Source organism: Taklimakanibacter deserti (assembly GCA_003574785.1).
The window spans coordinates 160,007-175,560 of sequence record QORU01000012.1 but is presented as its reverse complement, the minus strand read 5'-3'; the positions used below and the strand labels follow the sequence as shown (position 1 = coordinate 175,560).

Below are 15,554 nucleotides of genomic sequence, written 5' to 3'. Positions count from 1 at the left end.
GAATTTGATCCTATGCGCGCGATTAATAGGCTGACCACAAAGCAAATAGAAGCTGTCAAAGAGCCCGGCCGGTATTCGGACGGAGGTAACCTCTATCTTGTCATCACCCGATTCGGCACGCGGCAGTGGATATTCCGCTATCGATGGCAGGGCAGGGAAAAGGAGGTTGGCTTAGGATCAGCGGCAACTGGTCGCGTTTCATTGGCTGGCGCGCGCAAAGCTGCTCAATCTGCAAGGGATGCTATGGCGGCTGGAAATGATCCGCAGATTCTCAAAAATGAGGCGAAGCGGTCAACCAATATGCGGCGCACCTTCGGTCAAGTGGTGGACGAATATTTAGCCACCATGGAGAAGGGCTGGAAAAACAAGAAGCATGGCAAACAATGGCGCTACTCACTGGAGAAGCTTGCCGCGCCGCTCGCCTCAAAGCCGGTCCATACGATCGAGGTCACCGACGTGCTCTCGGTTCTGCGGCCACATTGGGAGCGCGTGCCCGAGACCGGTCGGCGCCTTCGGGGCCGAATAGAATCAGTCCTGAGCTTCGCGACCAGTCACAAGTATCGGGTGGGCGAGAATCCAGCGCGGTGGAAAGACAATCTCAAGGGACTATTACCGAAGCACAAGCGTGGCTCGCGTGGCCATCATGCAGCCCTGCCCTATGATAAAATGCCCGAGTTCATGACCGAGCTGCGGAAGCGCCAGGTCGACAATGACACGCTGGCCGGTTACGCGCTCGAGCTGACGATATTGACCGCTCTGAGGACGAGCGAGGTGTTGCAGGGCAAGTATCCCGAGTTTGATTTGTCCAAGAGCCTTTGGACCGTGCCGGCCGAACGGATGAAGATGGGTGAAGAACACCGTGTTCCCTTGTCACCGCGCAGTGTGGAAATTATACGAAAGCTTATGCAAACCCGATGGGGTGACTATCTTTTTCCTGGCAACGAAATTAACAAGCACCTCTCTGATATGTCCATGCTCATGCTACTTCGCCGTATGGGCTATAAGAACATTACAGTCCACGGCTTTCGATCGACATTCCGCGATTGGGCTGGCGAAACAACGAGCTTCCCCTTTGAAGTTTGCGAGCGAGCTCTTGCACACAAGACCGAAGACGAGACGCAGCGCGCGTATGCCCGCGGCGACCTGCTGGCGAAACGCACGAAGCTCATGAATGCCTGGGCCAACTTCATAGAGCCCAAGGCAGGCAGCAATGTCATAGCGCTCGCTCAGGGCGCGAAGCAATGCTGAGAGGCATGGAGAGAGAGAGAGAGAGAGAGAGAGAGAGAGAGAGAGAGAGAGAGAGAGAGAGAGGCCTTGCTTCAAACATGGCAGCGATTTCGGTTCTTTGATTTATATTGATATTTTATCATCTGTGGGAAACCGCTAGGTCAGACAAGTAGGTACTTTGTGGCCTAGCCTACCGAGCTGCAAACAAGACCGCAAAAGGAAACTTACTCATAGGTTGCTTGATCATGCCCAAACCAAGGCGAATCAAGGCGCCTGGCACAGAGCGTGTCATGGTTCCTGACACCGAACTCCCACCCATCCGGAGCATTTCAGATGGGAGTTTCAGCGCACTATGCCGGGACCACCATATTCCTGAATCAAAACGAGATTTGGTGAGGCACGCTCTCGATGACGCGGCTGCCTTTGCCGAGCAAATCCGTCAGGACCGCTCTCAACACCGGCCTCGTAGGCAAGATGCAGAGAAGTTTGATGCCTCAAGTGAGTGCTTCCATCAGATGGCGATTTGGTTTAGCAGTTTCGATACCCTATATCCGATAGGCCATTCGATTCAGGTAATCGAGTCTCTCGCTCAGCAGTTCCTTGACAGTGCAGCCGGTAAACATCTCGCGAAAGTACTGCAGAGGGATTTTGTTAGACCAATCCGCCGCAATAGGACCAATGCATCAAGAAGCGAGGCGCCCGTAGATATCGCAGTTCTGATTGCAGGCAATCCCGGCGATGTCCTTTCCAGACTAATGCTTGCCTTATCAGGGATGTGTGCTGAGGTTAGAGATCGCCTCAGCGATGTCGGCGGACCAGATCGGCTCGCTGTGGTGCCCTATCTCACTTATCAGATTGCCGGAATTTACTATGCAGCATTAAACAAGATTCCCGGCACCGGATGGACCGGACCGTTCCCCAGGTTCCTTGAGGCAGTATTCGACGGTATGGGGCTCAATAGCTATCCGTCTGGGCGCATGTTGCGCGACGTGGTTACGAGCTGGCGGCGCAGCCGAGACGAGACTTATCCAGAATAACAGCTGTGAACTCGTTGTCGTCCGCGATCGAAACGTCACCTTCACATTCAGTTTGACCGCCGTTTGGGAGGCTAAGCCTCCGTTGCAACATAAACCAAAGCAACGATGCCGACGTTATGTTGTAAACGATTGCGCGTTCTAGCTTTATCGTTCGTGGCAGGAATCAACCGAATGAACGGAGACATACACATGCGCCTGCTGCACACTATCGAGGAGATTGGCGACATCCTCCGCATCAAGAGAACGAAGACCTACGACCTTGTCAACGAGCATGAACTGACTCTTGTCAAGATCGGTAAGCGGAGTCTCATCACCGACGAGTCCCTAAAGGCTTACCTGGCAAAGATTACTGACGCCGCCAATGCTGCGCGCTGATGCAATCGCACGCGCCCTTGGCGGACGCAAGGTGGGCTCGCGCTGGATAGCACCTTGTCCAGCGCATCGCGATCATCAGCCGAGCCTTTCGCTCACCGATCTCGAGGGAAAAGTGCTCGTTCACTGTTTCGCCGGCTGTGCACAAAATGCTGTCATTGATGCGTTACGGCGCATGGGTCTCTGGAAAAGGCAAGCATTAGGCCCATCACATTGTTTTCGCCGGGCAGTTCCTGAACCTCTATTGCACCTGGATTTTTCTGAATCACCGGCGTACCGCATTTGGCAGTCGTCAGTGGTCGCGGAAGGGACGCTGGTAAAAACCTATCTCCGCACCCGCGGCATTGATTTTGTTGCCCATGGCTTGCGATTTCATCCTCGTCTGAAGCATCCGACAGGGACACTGTGGCCAGCGATGGTGGCGCTTGTTACCTGGGGTATCGACGGTTTTCCGATCGGAATTCATCGTACATTCCTCGCCCACGACGGGCATGGAAAAGCACCGATTGAACCCTCGAAGATGATGCTCGGTCCATGCCGCGGCGGTGCTGTGCGACTTGGCGAGCCGACCCACCTTTTGATGGTCGGCGAAGGCATAGAAACCTGTATGTCCGTCGTCCAGGCGACCCGTCTTCCCGTCTGGGCAGCTCTTTCAGCTTCAGGTCTACGAACAATCGAAATACCGAAGAACATCGAGGATCTTATTGTGCTTTCTGACGGTGACTTGGCAGGTGAGACTGCGGCTCGCGCCTGCGCAGAGCGATGGACGTGTGAAGGTCGGAGAGTACGCATCGCCCGACCGCCAATAGGACAGGACTTCAACGACATTCTCATGCGCTCCCAATAATCCAAATATGAGATGACAACATGAGCACGGAAGAACAATCCGTTGGCAAAAGCCTTATCAGGGAAGCCATCGACTCGTCGGAGGAGTTTCGCGACCCATTATTTGAGTTGATCAAGAGATCCGCGAGCGACCCCGGTCTTCCGTTCACCTCGACGAGCATCGATCTTCTTATCCGAACCCGCCGCGACAATTTGGCTGAGTTTGAGAGGACTTGGGCGCAACTCAAGAAAAATGGCGTTCGGGTCAGTGAACTCAAGAAACTGATGAGCGGTGCGCACGACAATCCAAGTGTACGTCATTTGGCATTCGATTGGAAACCTGAAAACTCCTGGCTCAGTCGCGTAGATGGAGTTGCGCTTCTAGACGAACTCGTATCGTCTATCAAACGGTTCGTAGTTACCCCGAAGTATGCGCCAGAAGCGATGGCTCTATGGATCCTATTCGCACATTCTCTGAACGCTTTCTGCATCTGCCCACGGCTAGCCTTCGTGTCCCCCGAGAAGCGATGCGGTAAAACGACGGCTCTCTCTGTCATCCGGCAGTTAGTACCAAGGCCGCTCCCAGCATCCAACATCACTCCGGCCGCCATTTTTCGTTCAATCGAAAGTTTTAGTCCGACTTTGATTATCGACGAAGCAGATACGTATCTTCGAGATAGCGATGCGCTTCGGGGCATTCTCAATTCCGGGCATAGTCGGTCGATGGCCTTCGTAATCCGGACCGTAGGGGACGATCACGAACCAAAGCACTTTAGCACCTGGGCGGCCATCGTTGTCGCGATGATTGGAACCCTGCCCGATACCTTAAGTGACCGCGCCATTGTTATCGAACTCCGGCGAAAAGGCGCAGAAGAAGTCGTCCAGCGTCTCCGAATTGATCGGCACGAGCCCTTTTCAGACATCCGTGCAAGGATCAAGCGATGGACTGAAGATTCCATGTCATCCCTTGAGGCTTGGGATGGTGAGGTACCTAAGACTTTGAACGATCGCGCAGCGGACAACTGGCGTCCGCTTCTCGCGATCGCCGATACTGCAGGAGGCAAGTGGCCGGAACTCGCGCGCGAGGTCGCCCAAGGATTGAACGGCTCTCGAGACGATGAATCCTTTGGCACACGCCTATTGGGCGATTTGTTCAATTTCTACCAGAATGTGGGGCAGGATCGCCTTAAGACAGAGGACATCCTCAGTTACCTGATTTCCATGGAAGACCGTCCTTGGCCTGAGTGGCGGCAAGGCAAGCCGATTACGGCTAGGCAACTTGCAACATTGTTGAAGCCGTTTGGTATATTACCCAGGACTATTCGCTTCGACGATGGTGGGCCACTCAAAGGCTATCTCCGGAATGACTTCGACGATGCATTTTCACGGTACCTTTCCGCTACATCCGTAACATCGTTACAGTCCAATAACATCAAAGACATGGGCGGATCCCAATTCGTAACCGAGGCGCCCTCCGTTACGTGCAGCGGTCACTCTAACGCATTGAAACAAGGCGAATGTTACGGTGTAACTGACCGGGACGTACCCTCATCCCCCGAACTCGGCAACAGGCGTCGGAGGGTTGTTATATGATCGCGTCCGCCGAGTTGATCAGGGAATTATCGAACCTTGGCATTCATCTTGAGCTTAGCGGTGGCCAACTTATCCTCGATGGCCCAGAAAAGCTGGTCACAGACACCGTTATTGCGCGGATCCGCGCCAACAAACCGGAGATCATTGCTCATCTTCAAAAAACTTCTAAATGGACTCTCGGGGACTGGCGCGCTTGGTTCAATACGCGTGCCGCCATCGCTCATGGCTGTGGGTTTGAAGGCACTGACGCAGAGCTTTGTGCGTTCGAGGACTGCATCGATCGATGGCTCTCATGCCACCCACCAACGACAACAACGACCACCGACGGTATCTGCATACAATGCCGCTGCCAGGTTGACACTGCCGATCCCTCAATAATCAGAATCGCCGACATTGCCAAGGAGGGACGATTCCTGCACGCCGGCTGTGCTGCGCGCTGGCATAATCTTCGAAGATGGGAGGCTCGGCGAGCTCTGATTCAGTTATTGTTAGCTATCAAAGAGACAAAACCCGTTAACACCAAACGAAAGGATCTCGCCAATGGCTAGAGGCGGTAAGCGTCCGGGAGCCGGGCGAAAGCGCGGCTCAATGAATCGTAGAACAAGAACGGTTGTCGCCCAAGCCGAGGCGACCGGGGCAATGCCGCTGGAACTCATGCTGAAGATTATGAGGGATGAGACGGCTGATCTTCAAACGCGGATGGACATGGCCAAGGCAGCGGCGCCATATTTTCATCCCAAACTTTCGTCCATCGAGTACAGGGCGCCGGACTATGACTTGACCAAACTTACAGATGATGAGTTGAAGGAGTTTGCAAGGCTCGTCCAGCTAGCTTTAAGCTAATCATGGTGCCGGTTGGCGGACGGGCTAGGAGCCCACTTTCACGGCTAAGTAGTTGCAATAACTGGATGCACCTTGGAAAACCCGTTTCCTATCCCCGCAATTATCCCATCGAGATCTTGTACCCGACGGAGCCCGCCAAGCTCAACGGCATCGATCCCAAGGCCTAAGCGTGTTCTCCAAAAGGACCCCGCGAGTGGCGAGAAGAATACGAAGATTGGGAGTTTCCGCCAAAGCCCAAATGCGCTGGAAAACATACAATCGCTTGGACGAGAAGGCACAGGCCTACGAGAAGGCTGCGGATGACGAGTTGCTATGGCGAGTGCGCCGGCTGCTCCTGCCGGGGGAAGGCATAGGCGGCTTGATGGATCGGATTTTGAAGTAAGACTGTCAGCGCTATCCAGTGGAGTTTTTCGAAGCAACACGCGCGCGTGAGAATGGGAGTTTTTTCAGCAATACACGCGCGTGCGCGATCCGAAGTTCTTGGAAACTTGCAAATGAGGGCTTTGTTACCAGTACGCGCGCAGGGTGTCACGCCTGGAAAGTCCGGACGCTGTTTTCGGCGCAGCAAGCCAACTCACGTGCGAGCGCATGGCGGAAATCCGCCGACGTTTTAGCAAAAAATGCATCACACCGGTTGGGGCTTGCAAGGACTGACATGTCGTGTTGGACTGGAAAGCGGGGGGGTTGACGGGGCGGACTACGATGGATGCTCAAGTTCCTCAATCGATTCGGATGTACAATCTTTCGTGGGGCCTGCGATGAGTTCAGCGCCTTATCCAATCGAGTACTGGTCGGCGTTGACATATCGACCGCCGGCCTCACCCGTTGAGCTCGCGCTAAAAGTGCTAGGTGAGCGGCTGGATTCAATTGTTCAGACCAAAGTTTTGACACCTCGGGCTAGTGCAGAAGCGCGACCGAACTCGCTGTCCAGCCGTTATGGACTTCGAGAGCACCCTCCACACACTGACGGAGCGCACTCGTTCCGTCCGCCACGATATCTAATCTTCTGGATGGACGCGATTGATGCTACCCACACCCCAACCCAACTCAGGAAATTTGATCTGTCGGCGCTCGAACCGACTTTCCGCGAGCAATTCCAAAGGAGCATTTGGCTCGTTCGGATACGCAGTGGGCATTACGTTTATGTAAAGCCGATATCGGAAAATGGGCTTCATATTGCGTGGGATCCAGGGTGTTTTCAAAAGGACGTTACAGGAGCACTTAGGAAAGAGGTCGTCGAAGAGCATCTTTCAAAGCTTGCTTCGGAAGATTTCCATTGGGAGGCCGGCCGTGTGCTAGTTGTTAATAACCGGCGAACGCTGCACTCTCGAGCGCGGGTGCAACGCCCAGAAAAATATTCACTGCGGTATCTCAACCGCGCCCTTGTTCCGTGAGGGTTCAATGCAGTGGAACTCTACTTACCTACTTAATAAGTCGAAACTATTTGCCAAGTACGCCCGAGACACTGACAGAAGTTCGGGACTCTACGGACTATGGAGCTCTCTTTATCTAGAGCTATTGGCAAGGGCTGCATTGGCGAAAATACATCCAAGCCTCCTCGCCGATCCTCAGGATGGAAAGAGCTTCTTGTATGGCTTCGGCGTTGAAAAGAAGGACCCCGCGAGCATTGCGGCTAAAATTCTCTATCAACGGTGTACGGACCTAGTTTCCGGTTTCGATGAGCAGGCGCTGTCTCACTGCTTGCTTATGGCGCGTGCGAGAAACATTGAGGTGCACACGGGAGAAGCCTCCTTTGAAACAATGACGCATAACCGTTGGCAGTCTGAACAATACCGGGTAGTAACAATCTTAGCGGACTTTCTGAATGCAGAGGTTACTGATTTTTTTGAGCGAGATGAGGCGGAAGAGCTCGAAGATCGTCTCAAAAACATGAATAAGGAAGTTGAAGGGCGGGCGAAGGATGACCTGAGAAAGCACCGAGAGTGGTTCAATAGCCTCTCCGCGAAGGATCAGACCGACGCTAGAGAATATGCGCAGAAGGAGATTGCCGCCCTTATACGGACTGAAGCAAACTATGCAAAGCAAGGATGTCCTGCATGTGGGTCTGAGGGTGTGCTGCTAGGGGAGAAGATTTTGGGCATTAAAGTCACCATCGATGGCGAGATGCTAATCCAAAAGACTTCAGTTGCATCAAAAAAGTTCATCTGCAAAGCCTGTAAGCTGGATCTAAGTCGTGAGTATCTGACTGCCGTGCAACTGCCGGCAAGCTTTACGGTGTCCACCGAAGTTGACCCCATGGAGCACTTCGGTATCGACCCTGCTGATTATATGGAGACCGATGAAATGATAAGGCAACTCGAGCGGCACGGGATGTTCGTGTACGAGCAGGAGTATGATAACGAGTGAATGGTCCTGTTCACGTAGCAATCTGGCTCGAGGTTGTTGCCGACATTTAACGACGTGGTTGAGATCAAGGATCGGCCTTTGGAACAGGGCTGTAAAGTTGACCATAACAGCGCCAGACGTCTTTCGCGTCGTGCCAAACTCCGATGAAGGAGAAGCCCTCGAGAGGTGGTCCCCGATCGCGAGACAGTTTGGCGGCGTTGCTAAGGTGGGTCATGTTGTTGATCATGCCGCCAGTCGGGTTGGCGCCGGGGCCGGGGCGAGCCCCGGTCCCGGCGGCGCGAGTTGCATAGCATAGGCTTCGGCCGGCGTCTGCCCGGCGAGCGCGGAATGTGGCCTGCGAGTGTTGTAGTAGTCGATCCAACGGCCGATCCCGGCCCTGGCGTGGCTGCCGGTCTCGAAGGCATCGAGATAGACGCATTCGTATTTTGAGCGACCGCCACAGCCTTTCGATGAACACATTGTCCATCCACCGGCCTTTGCCGTCCATCGAGATGCGGATGCCGTGATCGCGCAGCATGCCGGTGAAGGCGAAGCTGGTGAACTGCGCACCCTGATCGGTGTTGAAGATCCCAGGCCGGCCATAGCGGGCGATCGCCTCTTCCAGCGCCGCGACGCAGAAGTCGGCATCCATCGTGTTCGACAGTCGCCAGGCAAGAACCTTGCGGCTCGCCCAGTCCATCACCGCCACCAGATAGAGGAAGCCGCGTTTCATCTGAATGTAGGTGACATCGGCGCACCAGACCTGGTTCGGCCTGGCGATGACGAGGTCCCTGAGCAGATAAGGATTGACCTTGTGCTCGGGGCTGGGCTGGCTGGTCCGAGGCTTCTGGAAGATGGGGACAAGCCCCATCTTGCGCATCAGCCGGCGCACCCGCTTGCGGCCAATACACCAGCCGTGCCGGCGCAGATGCCGCGCCATCTGGCGCGCGCCGTACCACGGCGTCTCCAGAAACTGCTCGTCGATCAGCCGCATGAGCGTGAGGTTCATCTCGCTCTCTCCGCAGGGCGTGCGATAGAACGTGGAGCGGGCAATCGACAGAAGCTCGCACTGCCGCGCAATCGAGAGCCGCGGGTGGTCCGCCTCGACCATCGCCCTCCTCCGCTCGTGGCTCAGCGACCGGAGGCCTTGGCCAAAAAATCGCGCTCGATCACCAATTGTCCGATCTTGGCGTGAAGCTCGCGAACTTCCGCATCGCGCGTCGCTTCGCGCTCGCCCGCCTTGCCGTCGAACACCCCGAGGGGCGCTCGCTTCTGGTGACCGACCCAGCAATGAGCATACTACGTTACCCGCTACGTGTCGGCCCGCGGCCAGCGCAGTTTCCCGCGCCCGACGCGCAAGGCGTGCACCAGCCTAGTGCCGCCCGGCAAGCGACCCGAGAAGAGGCTGGGCTTGGGATCGGACGCGGGCTTTATGAAGGTGGCGACCCGACTGTAGTCGGGAGTCACGAGCCAAGTGCTACCGTCGTCGTCCGTGACGATCCGATAATGGCCGGCAGGTGGTGCGGCCGCGATGTCGAGTAGACGCTCATAGTGATCGACCGACCATTGGTGGGTGCTGCCGCTCAGGGCCTCCGTCCGGAATCGCGACCAAAAGCGCCGCGGTGTCGGGTGTTGGCCAAATACCGGCGTCGGTCAGCGCCGTGATTTCGTTGGACTCGAGCCAGGCGCGCATTTCCGCTGGGGTGACGAATGCAGGCTTAGTGCTTTCAACCGCCGCCATCGCGGCACGCCGAGAGGGCAACCCAGCGCGGATCAGCAATGACATCATGAATTGCGGTACGCCGGTCTCTAGCGAGGCGGCGGCACCGCCGGCGGCGACATCAGGTGTCCAACCAAGGCTCACGCGCCGCGTTCGGATCCCTTCAAGTGCCCAGACCAAGCGGTACATGAACGCATCCTCGATTGTGCGCATGTTATTCGGGCCGATCACGCTGACCTCTATGCCGGATATCCATTGCTTGAGGATGATTTTCTAATTGACCGGGAGCGGCTTTCCCGGAACGAAGGGCCGGATCGCGAAGAGCTGCTCGCCCAAGATTGCGAGCGCGTCGGCGAGTTCGTCGGCGTCGCCGGAGATCGCAGCGGCATCCGCGCGGTCGAGCTCAATTGCAAGCTCGTCCGCCATCGCGTCGATCGCTAGGCCGGCCTCAAGCCCAACGCCCATGGCAAAGTGACCGCATCGTCTCGGCGAGGTCGTCGCGAATCTCATCGCGGCCGCCATCCTTCTCGACATAGGTCCAGTAGCGCTTGCGCTTGTCTTCTTCCTTGGTGGCGTCACACCACTGCTTGTACAACCCCACAGTTTCCTCCAACTCCATTATGTGGCTTCGGAGTGCAGACCTTGCGAAGGTTTTCGTGCTCCCCGGTGTTACCCAGACGACTGGTCATCGGCACCATCAAGTCAGTAGCCAAATTTATCAAGCAATGTCATGGACTAGTGGCGCACCCGAAAGGATTCGAACCTCTGACCCCCAGATTTGTAGTCTGGACGGCACCGGCGTGGCGGATCATATAGGAGCCTACTTTTTCCGCCAACTGATTGAAAAGGTCTCCGTACCCTCAGCGCAGCCGTACCCTATCCCTGTAACCATCCCAGCAGAAAGCCGGCAGAATTGTGTCTGCGGGTACCCTTGCCCCTGGATGCTTGAGGATGAGCCGGAACTGGCAAGCGGTCATCAAACTGTCCGAGATCACGGGAATGCGCTCGGGCATCTATGAAGAAGGCACACGGCGGTATTTCGGAGAGCGGCTACGAACCTGTGGGCACGGCACGCTTGCCTGCGAATAGGTGGGGGCAGCTGGTGGTGCTATCTGCCGACCTCCGCGATGTCATCGTGAGCCCGCCGGGTTTACCCGCATCTATGATGCAGCTTGCCGACCATATTGATGCTGGTGTTCGTCAGGCGGGAAACCGCCCTCATCGACGTGCCCTCGCAGAGCATGGAGAGGATTTGAGAACTCCATGCTTAGGCGTCAAGCATAATAGTTCATTTTAAAAGTCGCAGCTGCACAACTTGAGTTTGCAGTTCCTCCCGTTCCAGTCCGCTCAGGCTTTCAATGTCGAAAGTGTTTAGGGCCAGAGCGCCCACAATCTGTGCCTTGGGCTGAACGCCATGTTCCATCAGCATTCGCATTCCCGTCGCCAATACGGTCGGTGAGGGCAGAGGGAAGGCATTGTCCAGCGGCTCCTTTTTGCGGATGCGCCGGATATTCATCTGTTTCCAAATGTACTGGACCTGCACAGGGTTGAGAATTTCCAAGTCTTTGCAGCGATAAACCATAGCTGCGACGGCAACGCGCCAGCGCTGTTTCATGGCCAGGAAATAATCAATAGAAGTGCTGGCAACCTCGGATGCGAACTGCGCTCTTGGCAGCAGCAACGCGCCTGCAAATCTATTTGCTTGCCGTTCGACTTTTTCAAGATTCTTGCTGGTCACCTCAATTGATGCATGCAAGACGATGTGGCCTAGTTCATGGGCAAGATTAAAAAGCGTTCGTGACGTGCTTTGAACCTCCTTCGAATAGAGGATGTACGGTCGCCCTCCCTGCCACCGCGAAACGGCGTCCATGTCGTCGCATTTCACATCTTCTTCGATCAAAATGCAGCCATTGAACTCTAGCACTGCTACGAGATCGGTGATCGGTTCCTGAGCAAGCCCCCAAAGTTTACGGACAGCCTCAGCTACAGATTCGATTTTGTCGTCGTCATCTGTCTCGTAGTCGAAATCAATCTCGGGCAAACGGACGGGCGGCAGTTCAATGAAGCGCTCAAGATAGGATGTGATGTCGAAGGCCCATTCCAATCTGCGGGCGATACGCAGCCGCTCGGGCCGCTGCATCCTTTTCAAGCTACGCCAATTGGGCATGCGGAAGCGCGATACAGACCTGTTTCTTGGTGTCGTGAAGAAAGACGGAGGTTGACCAGTCACCTCAATTATTCTCGCGAATATCTCGCCCCTAGGCGCGCTTAAGCCAGTTTCATAGTGTCCAATTGCGCCACGTGAGACGCCAATAGCATCTGCAAATTGGTCATCTGTTAGCCCCGTTGCTTCCCGCGCTTCCCGAATGCGTTCAGGGATAAGTTTATGCTGCTCACCAATCATTTTTCTTTGCCAATATCCAAATCACCTTTCTGTTGCTCAAGAGCTTCACGGATTTCATCTCGGAATTTCATGGCGTCACGCGGATTGAGTGTGGGTTTTTTCTTGTCTTCGGGTTTGACAATTACTGTACGGACGGCGTTCAGCGCGTCCTTTCTAGCCAGCCAAGTTTCAGATTCCTGGCCACTGGGCAAGCCCCAAAGAGCATGGCTCAATGCGCCATTCTTCGTAGACCCGTAGCACAGCCATGCAGTGTAAAGTTTTGCCGTAGGCAGTTGAACGACTTTCGGGTCGTCGAACAAGTCGATCTGATTGGAGTGACGCTTATCCTGCTGGTTGGGTGTGTCCTCGGGAAAGGCATCCTTATCCGCCGTCCTAACCAAAAAGCCGCGACATTGTCCGCTGCGGATCTCTAGCCAGTGCCAACTACCAATAGGCATTGGCGTGAACTCGGCTTCGAATGGAAGATCTCCGGCTATACAGAGTTGGTGCAATCGAAACATCACGCCGGCGCGGCGCATCAGTCCGCGAAAATCCTTTCCCACGGGAGTATCCAGGAAAGGAAGGCTCTTAACCGCATCGTCGCCAAGCGCGACCCCTTCTCGCAGGGCTCGAATGGTGTCGCCGTAGGTATGCTCCGGAAATGCACTGTCAAGCACTTCAAGGAAGTCTGGCATAGCAAGAATCCTGTTCTGACTCGCGCATACCGTACTACCCAAATACCCATCCTGTGTCTAGAGAGTTATTTGTTTTTCTACCGACATGTCGCCGCCTTCCCCGCAATTTCCTTTCGCCGCTTGGCTGACAGCCCCTCCGCCCGCGCTTTACCGCCCATCCGGCTCAGTTCCTGAGCCGCCTTTTCTTGCCGTCATCGACCGGCGGCGGCGCATCGTCGGTATCCTCACCCACGGCGATCCTCATCACCTTGACGGCGTTGCCGATGACGTCAGCGGGGCGCTTTGGGGCTTTCGATCCGGTTGGCATTAGAGGCTTCTTTCGCGGTAAACGATGAGCACTTGGCCGTCATCGCCCTTGATTTGGTAGCCGTCGCACGAAGGGGTTTCCGCTCGCAACCAAGCACCGGTCTGGTTTAGGTCTGTTGGTGACGATGAATAGGACGTAACCGTGCGGAGCACCACAGAGCGGTCGTCCGGCCGCTCCCAATTGACAGCCAACAGTTCTATGGTAGGCATCGGCGTCTCCATGCTTTCCGCTAAGCATATAGGAAGCCGGGCCGGATTCGATAGGTTAGATTTCAAACTGAGACACTACCCCCCAATGCCGAGGGCGTCTTCACTAAGGGTTGGCGCATAGGCCGTCGCGCCCTCGAGATAAAGCTCTCGGTAAGGGGCTCTTACTTCGTGCCTGTGAACAGCCTACTCGGAGTGGGGCTGGGATATGATTTTCCTCGAGCCGCCAAAAGAAGCCGTGGGCCGACCTCCCTACACTCCCCCTACCCTTAACGAAAAAGGGGCATCGGATCGAAATCATCGCGCATGAGGCGGTCCATGCGTACCGCCACCTGCTCGGCCGGCGCCGCGCCGGGGCCACCGTTGCCGACCGTATCCGCGCCGCGATGGATGACGAGTTCGTTACCCGCAAGGACGCACGCGCTCATGTCTCCGGTATCACCTGTTACCTATGTCCCGAGAAGGACATCAACCACTAAGGTTAAGCCTTTTGCCAGCCCAACCCTTAAGGCATGGACGAGGGCATACAACTGCAGAACGGTTTGTTTGATAGATGTCCGCGATAAATTGATCGCGGGCCGCCCCCAACAAGCATGCGGCTGAGGCAACGGGCTTCACCGAACGAACGCCCTCTCGGCCTAAGAATCCTCTTCGGGCTCCGCCCGAGGTATCTCTGGAACGATCTCATCCTCAGCGTTGTCACCCGACTTCGTCCACAACTTGTCGGCTGACTTACGAAGATTTTGCCATTCAAGTGCCTTATGGATACGTTGCACTCCGGCGTCGTCCACTAGGGCAAACCCGACAGACACGGTGACTGTCGGGGCCATCGAAGTGACCACCAGTACAATCGCACCAACGCCCTCTAGATACATGATCTCAAGGCCAGGACTGAGATAGCCTGCCGGAGCAATATAACCGTCGTCGAACAATCTATTGAACCGAAATGGATTGTCGCGCCGCAATATTTGCGGAATGACTAATTTCGAGTGAACCACAGCTTGCGGATTTGCCGCTCGCACGGCGCCTCGAATCTTGAAAAGCGCGTCTTGAAGATCAGACGATGTACCCCAGACTGTGCCACCAGGCCTAAACCATACAAGTTGGAGTGGGCTTGAAACTGACACTGCCTTCGAGATCAGCTTCTCCGTCACTAGTGACGTAAATACGTCTATATTTCGAACAAGATATGACGCACCAAAAATCGCACGCCGCTCTCGATTGAGGGCTCCAGCATTGGTCGATAACCAAGATCCAAGATCCAGACCTCCCTTCTTGTGATGCGCCTCCACCACGCTTGTGTCACCTACGAGGCGTTGAAAATCTTCGAGCGCAGCGTTCGACGGCTCGGGCCCCTTTAGGCGTCGGTACGCATCAGTCATAGCGCTAGTAAGCGGCAAATAGCGTGTAAGGTCGTCCACCTCGATGTCAAGAAGATGAGCGCGTAGTTTAGGTTCGGGATCCACCAGTAGATCCTCCCATCCTTTCACTACAACAAATCCAAAACGGTCCTGCTGAACCTCCGATACAGAATAGAGGCCGATGCGATCTGGATTGTTAACACGCCTGACTTTGCGAAGGTATTCTGCAAAATTTTCTTCAAAGGCCCGACGCGCGAAGGCGATGGGAACGTCACGCGAAATATTTTCGGACGGCAGATCGATTAGGTTCCGCAGCGGCCTGGCACGCTCCGGCACCATCATGTTTCGGCTAATTAAATCAAACCAAACTCGGTCGACCCAAGTATCAATTTCGACTACCCGTGGCGCACCCTCGTCGACTCCACGAAAGTGCTCGTGGGCTGACGCGTGAAGGGACAAATTATCGCCATCAACAGACAACAGGCCGCGAGCGACAAGATCACTAATCACGGTCTCGGCCTCGGCCTCGCTGAAACCAAAATACGCAGCAAGTCTTTTGGCTGGTATCGACTCTGTTAGTTTCAGTGTTCGCAGTACGAACTCGTCCACGACCGGAAGCCGCCGGTCGCGAGTAACATT

The 15,554-nt window shown here is 55.3% G+C and carries 16 protein-coding genes and 1 pseudogene; 8 read left to right on the top strand and 9 right to left on the bottom strand.

Features of this window, described 5'->3' with window-relative positions; translation table 11 throughout:
- Window positions 1-12: 12 nt before the first annotated feature.
- The 8 genes from DS839_RS24635 to DS839_RS24600 all read left to right on the top strand — a co-directional run bounded on the left by DS839_RS24635 (window position 13) and on the right by DS839_RS24600 (window position 8,264).
- On the top strand, window positions 13-1,248 hold the full coding sequence (locus tag DS839_RS24635) for a tyrosine-type recombinase/integrase (RefSeq protein ID WP_119273138.1): 1,236 nt from the start codon (window positions 13-15) through the stop codon (window positions 1,246-1,248).
- A gap of 269 nt (window positions 1,249-1,517) precedes the next feature.
- Complete coding sequence (locus DS839_RS24630) at window positions 1,518-2,264, top strand: hypothetical protein (RefSeq protein WP_162918777.1); 747 nt, start codon at window positions 1,518-1,520, stop codon at window positions 2,262-2,264.
- 189 nt (window positions 2,265-2,453) lie between these two features.
- Complete coding sequence (locus DS839_RS24625) at window positions 2,454-2,639, top strand: helix-turn-helix domain-containing protein (RefSeq protein WP_368911893.1); 186 nt, start codon at window positions 2,454-2,456, stop codon at window positions 2,637-2,639.
- Window positions 2,626-3,483: a DUF7146 domain-containing protein gene (locus DS839_RS24620; RefSeq protein ID WP_368911892.1), complete on the top strand. Its 858-nt coding sequence runs from the start codon at window positions 2,626-2,628 to the stop codon at window positions 3,481-3,483. The genes DS839_RS24625 and DS839_RS24620 overlap by 14 nt, the downstream gene beginning before the upstream one ends.
- 20 nt (window positions 3,484-3,503) lie before the next feature.
- Window positions 3,504-5,054 (top strand): DUF3631 domain-containing protein, encoded by a 1,551-nt coding sequence (locus DS839_RS24615; protein WP_119273135.1) that lies wholly within the window; start codon window positions 3,504-3,506, stop codon window positions 5,052-5,054.
- Window positions 5,051-5,602, top strand: coding sequence for a TubC N-terminal docking domain-related protein (locus tag DS839_RS24610; protein WP_119273134.1), 552 nt, complete (start codon window positions 5,051-5,053; stop codon window positions 5,600-5,602). Before DS839_RS24615 ends, DS839_RS24610 begins: the two co-directional genes overlap by 4 nt.
- A gap of 91 nt (window positions 5,603-5,693) precedes the next feature.
- Window positions 5,694-5,897: a hypothetical protein gene (locus DS839_RS24605; RefSeq protein WP_368911891.1), complete on the top strand. Its 204-nt coding sequence runs from the start codon at window positions 5,694-5,696 to the stop codon at window positions 5,895-5,897.
- Window positions 5,898-7,298: 1,401 nt separating this feature from the next.
- The gene (locus DS839_RS24600) at window positions 7,299-8,264 is read left to right on the top strand and encodes a hypothetical protein (RefSeq protein ID WP_119273132.1); all 966 of its coding nucleotides are present in this window, start codon (window positions 7,299-7,301) and stop codon (window positions 8,262-8,264) included.
- Window positions 8,265-8,486: 222 nt separating this feature from the next.
- Here DS839_RS24600 and DS839_RS24595 read toward each other — a convergent pair.
- From DS839_RS24595 to DS839_RS24555, 9 genes and pseudogenes are all read right to left on the bottom strand, one after another.
- Window positions 8,487-9,503, bottom strand: a pseudogene (locus DS839_RS24595) (IS3 family transposase); the annotation flags it as partial.
- 286 nt (window positions 9,504-9,789) lie between these two features.
- Window positions 9,790-10,194: a hypothetical protein gene (locus tag DS839_RS37040; protein WP_368911890.1), complete on the bottom strand. Its 405-nt coding sequence runs from the start codon at window positions 10,192-10,194 to the stop codon at window positions 9,790-9,792.
- Window positions 10,195-10,236: 42 nt separating this feature from the next.
- Complete coding sequence (locus DS839_RS37035; protein ID WP_368911889.1) at window positions 10,237-10,428, bottom strand: hypothetical protein; 192 nt, start codon at window positions 10,426-10,428, stop codon at window positions 10,237-10,239.
- A complete protein-coding gene (locus DS839_RS24585) occupies window positions 10,412-10,564 on the bottom strand; it encodes a hypothetical protein (RefSeq protein WP_368911888.1) in 153 nt (50 codons plus the stop codon). The genes DS839_RS37035 and DS839_RS24585 overlap by 17 nt, the downstream gene beginning before the upstream one ends.
- 687 nt (window positions 10,565-11,251) lie before the next feature.
- Window positions 11,252-12,367, bottom strand: coding sequence for a helix-turn-helix domain-containing protein (locus tag DS839_RS24575; protein WP_119273131.1), 1,116 nt, complete (start codon window positions 12,365-12,367; stop codon window positions 11,252-11,254).
- A complete protein-coding gene (locus DS839_RS24570; protein ID WP_119273130.1) occupies window positions 12,364-13,041 on the bottom strand; it encodes a hypothetical protein in 678 nt (225 codons plus the stop codon). The genes DS839_RS24575 and DS839_RS24570 overlap by 4 nt, the downstream gene beginning before the upstream one ends.
- A 163-nt stretch (window positions 13,042-13,204) precedes the next feature.
- Window positions 13,205-13,348, bottom strand: coding sequence for a hypothetical protein (locus DS839_RS37030; protein ID WP_368911887.1), 144 nt, complete (start codon window positions 13,346-13,348; stop codon window positions 13,205-13,207).
- 475 nt (window positions 13,349-13,823) lie between these two features.
- The gene (locus DS839_RS36660) at window positions 13,824-13,982 is read right to left on the bottom strand and encodes a hypothetical protein (RefSeq protein ID WP_162918775.1); all 159 of its coding nucleotides are present in this window, start codon (window positions 13,980-13,982) and stop codon (window positions 13,824-13,826) included.
- A gap of 210 nt (window positions 13,983-14,192) precedes the next feature.
- Window positions 14,193-15,524, bottom strand: a complete 1,332-nt coding sequence (locus DS839_RS24555; protein ID WP_119273128.1) for a hypothetical protein — start codon at window positions 15,522-15,524, stop codon at window positions 14,193-14,195.
- Window positions 15,525-15,554: the final 30 nt, after the last annotated feature.

Excerpts from the sequence above, each read along its gene's own strand:
- DS839_RS24635 (WP_119273138.1), top strand. The coding sequence starts at position 13 with ATGCGCGCGATTAATAGGCTGACCACAAAGCAAATAGAAGCTGTCAAA.
- DS839_RS24630 (WP_162918777.1), top strand. The coding sequence starts at position 1,518 with ATGGTTCCTGACACCGAACTCCCACCCATCCGGAGCATTTCAGATGGG.
- DS839_RS24625 (WP_368911893.1), top strand. The coding sequence starts at position 2,454 with ATGCGCCTGCTGCACACTATCGAGGAGATTGGCGACATCCTCCGCATC.
- DS839_RS24620 (WP_368911892.1), top strand. The coding sequence starts at position 2,626 with ATGCTGCGCGCTGATGCAATCGCACGCGCCCTTGGCGGACGCAAGGTG.
- DS839_RS24615 (WP_119273135.1), top strand. The coding sequence starts at position 3,504 with ATGAGCACGGAAGAACAATCCGTTGGCAAAAGCCTTATCAGGGAAGCC.
- DS839_RS24610 (WP_119273134.1), top strand. The coding sequence starts at position 5,051 with ATGATCGCGTCCGCCGAGTTGATCAGGGAATTATCGAACCTTGGCATT.
- DS839_RS24605 (WP_368911891.1), top strand. The coding sequence starts at position 5,694 with ATGCCGCTGGAACTCATGCTGAAGATTATGAGGGATGAGACGGCTGAT.
- DS839_RS24600 (WP_119273132.1), top strand. The coding sequence starts at position 7,299 with ATGCAGTGGAACTCTACTTACCTACTTAATAAGTCGAAACTATTTGCC.
- DS839_RS37035 (WP_368911889.1), bottom strand. The coding sequence starts at position 10,428 with ATGGGCGTTGGGCTTGAGGCCGGCCTAGCGATCGACGCGATGGCGGAC.
- DS839_RS24575 (WP_119273131.1), bottom strand. The coding sequence starts at position 12,367 with ATGATTGGTGAGCAGCATAAACTTATCCCTGAACGCATTCGGGAAGCG.
- DS839_RS24570 (WP_119273130.1), bottom strand. The coding sequence starts at position 13,041 with ATGCCAGACTTCCTTGAAGTGCTTGACAGTGCATTTCCGGAGCATACC.
- DS839_RS37030 (WP_368911887.1), bottom strand. The coding sequence starts at position 13,348 with ATGCCAACCGGATCGAAAGCCCCAAAGCGCCCCGCTGACGTCATCGGC.
- DS839_RS36660 (WP_162918775.1), bottom strand. The coding sequence starts at position 13,982 with ATGAGCGCGTGCGTCCTTGCGGGTAACGAACTCGTCATCCATCGCGGC.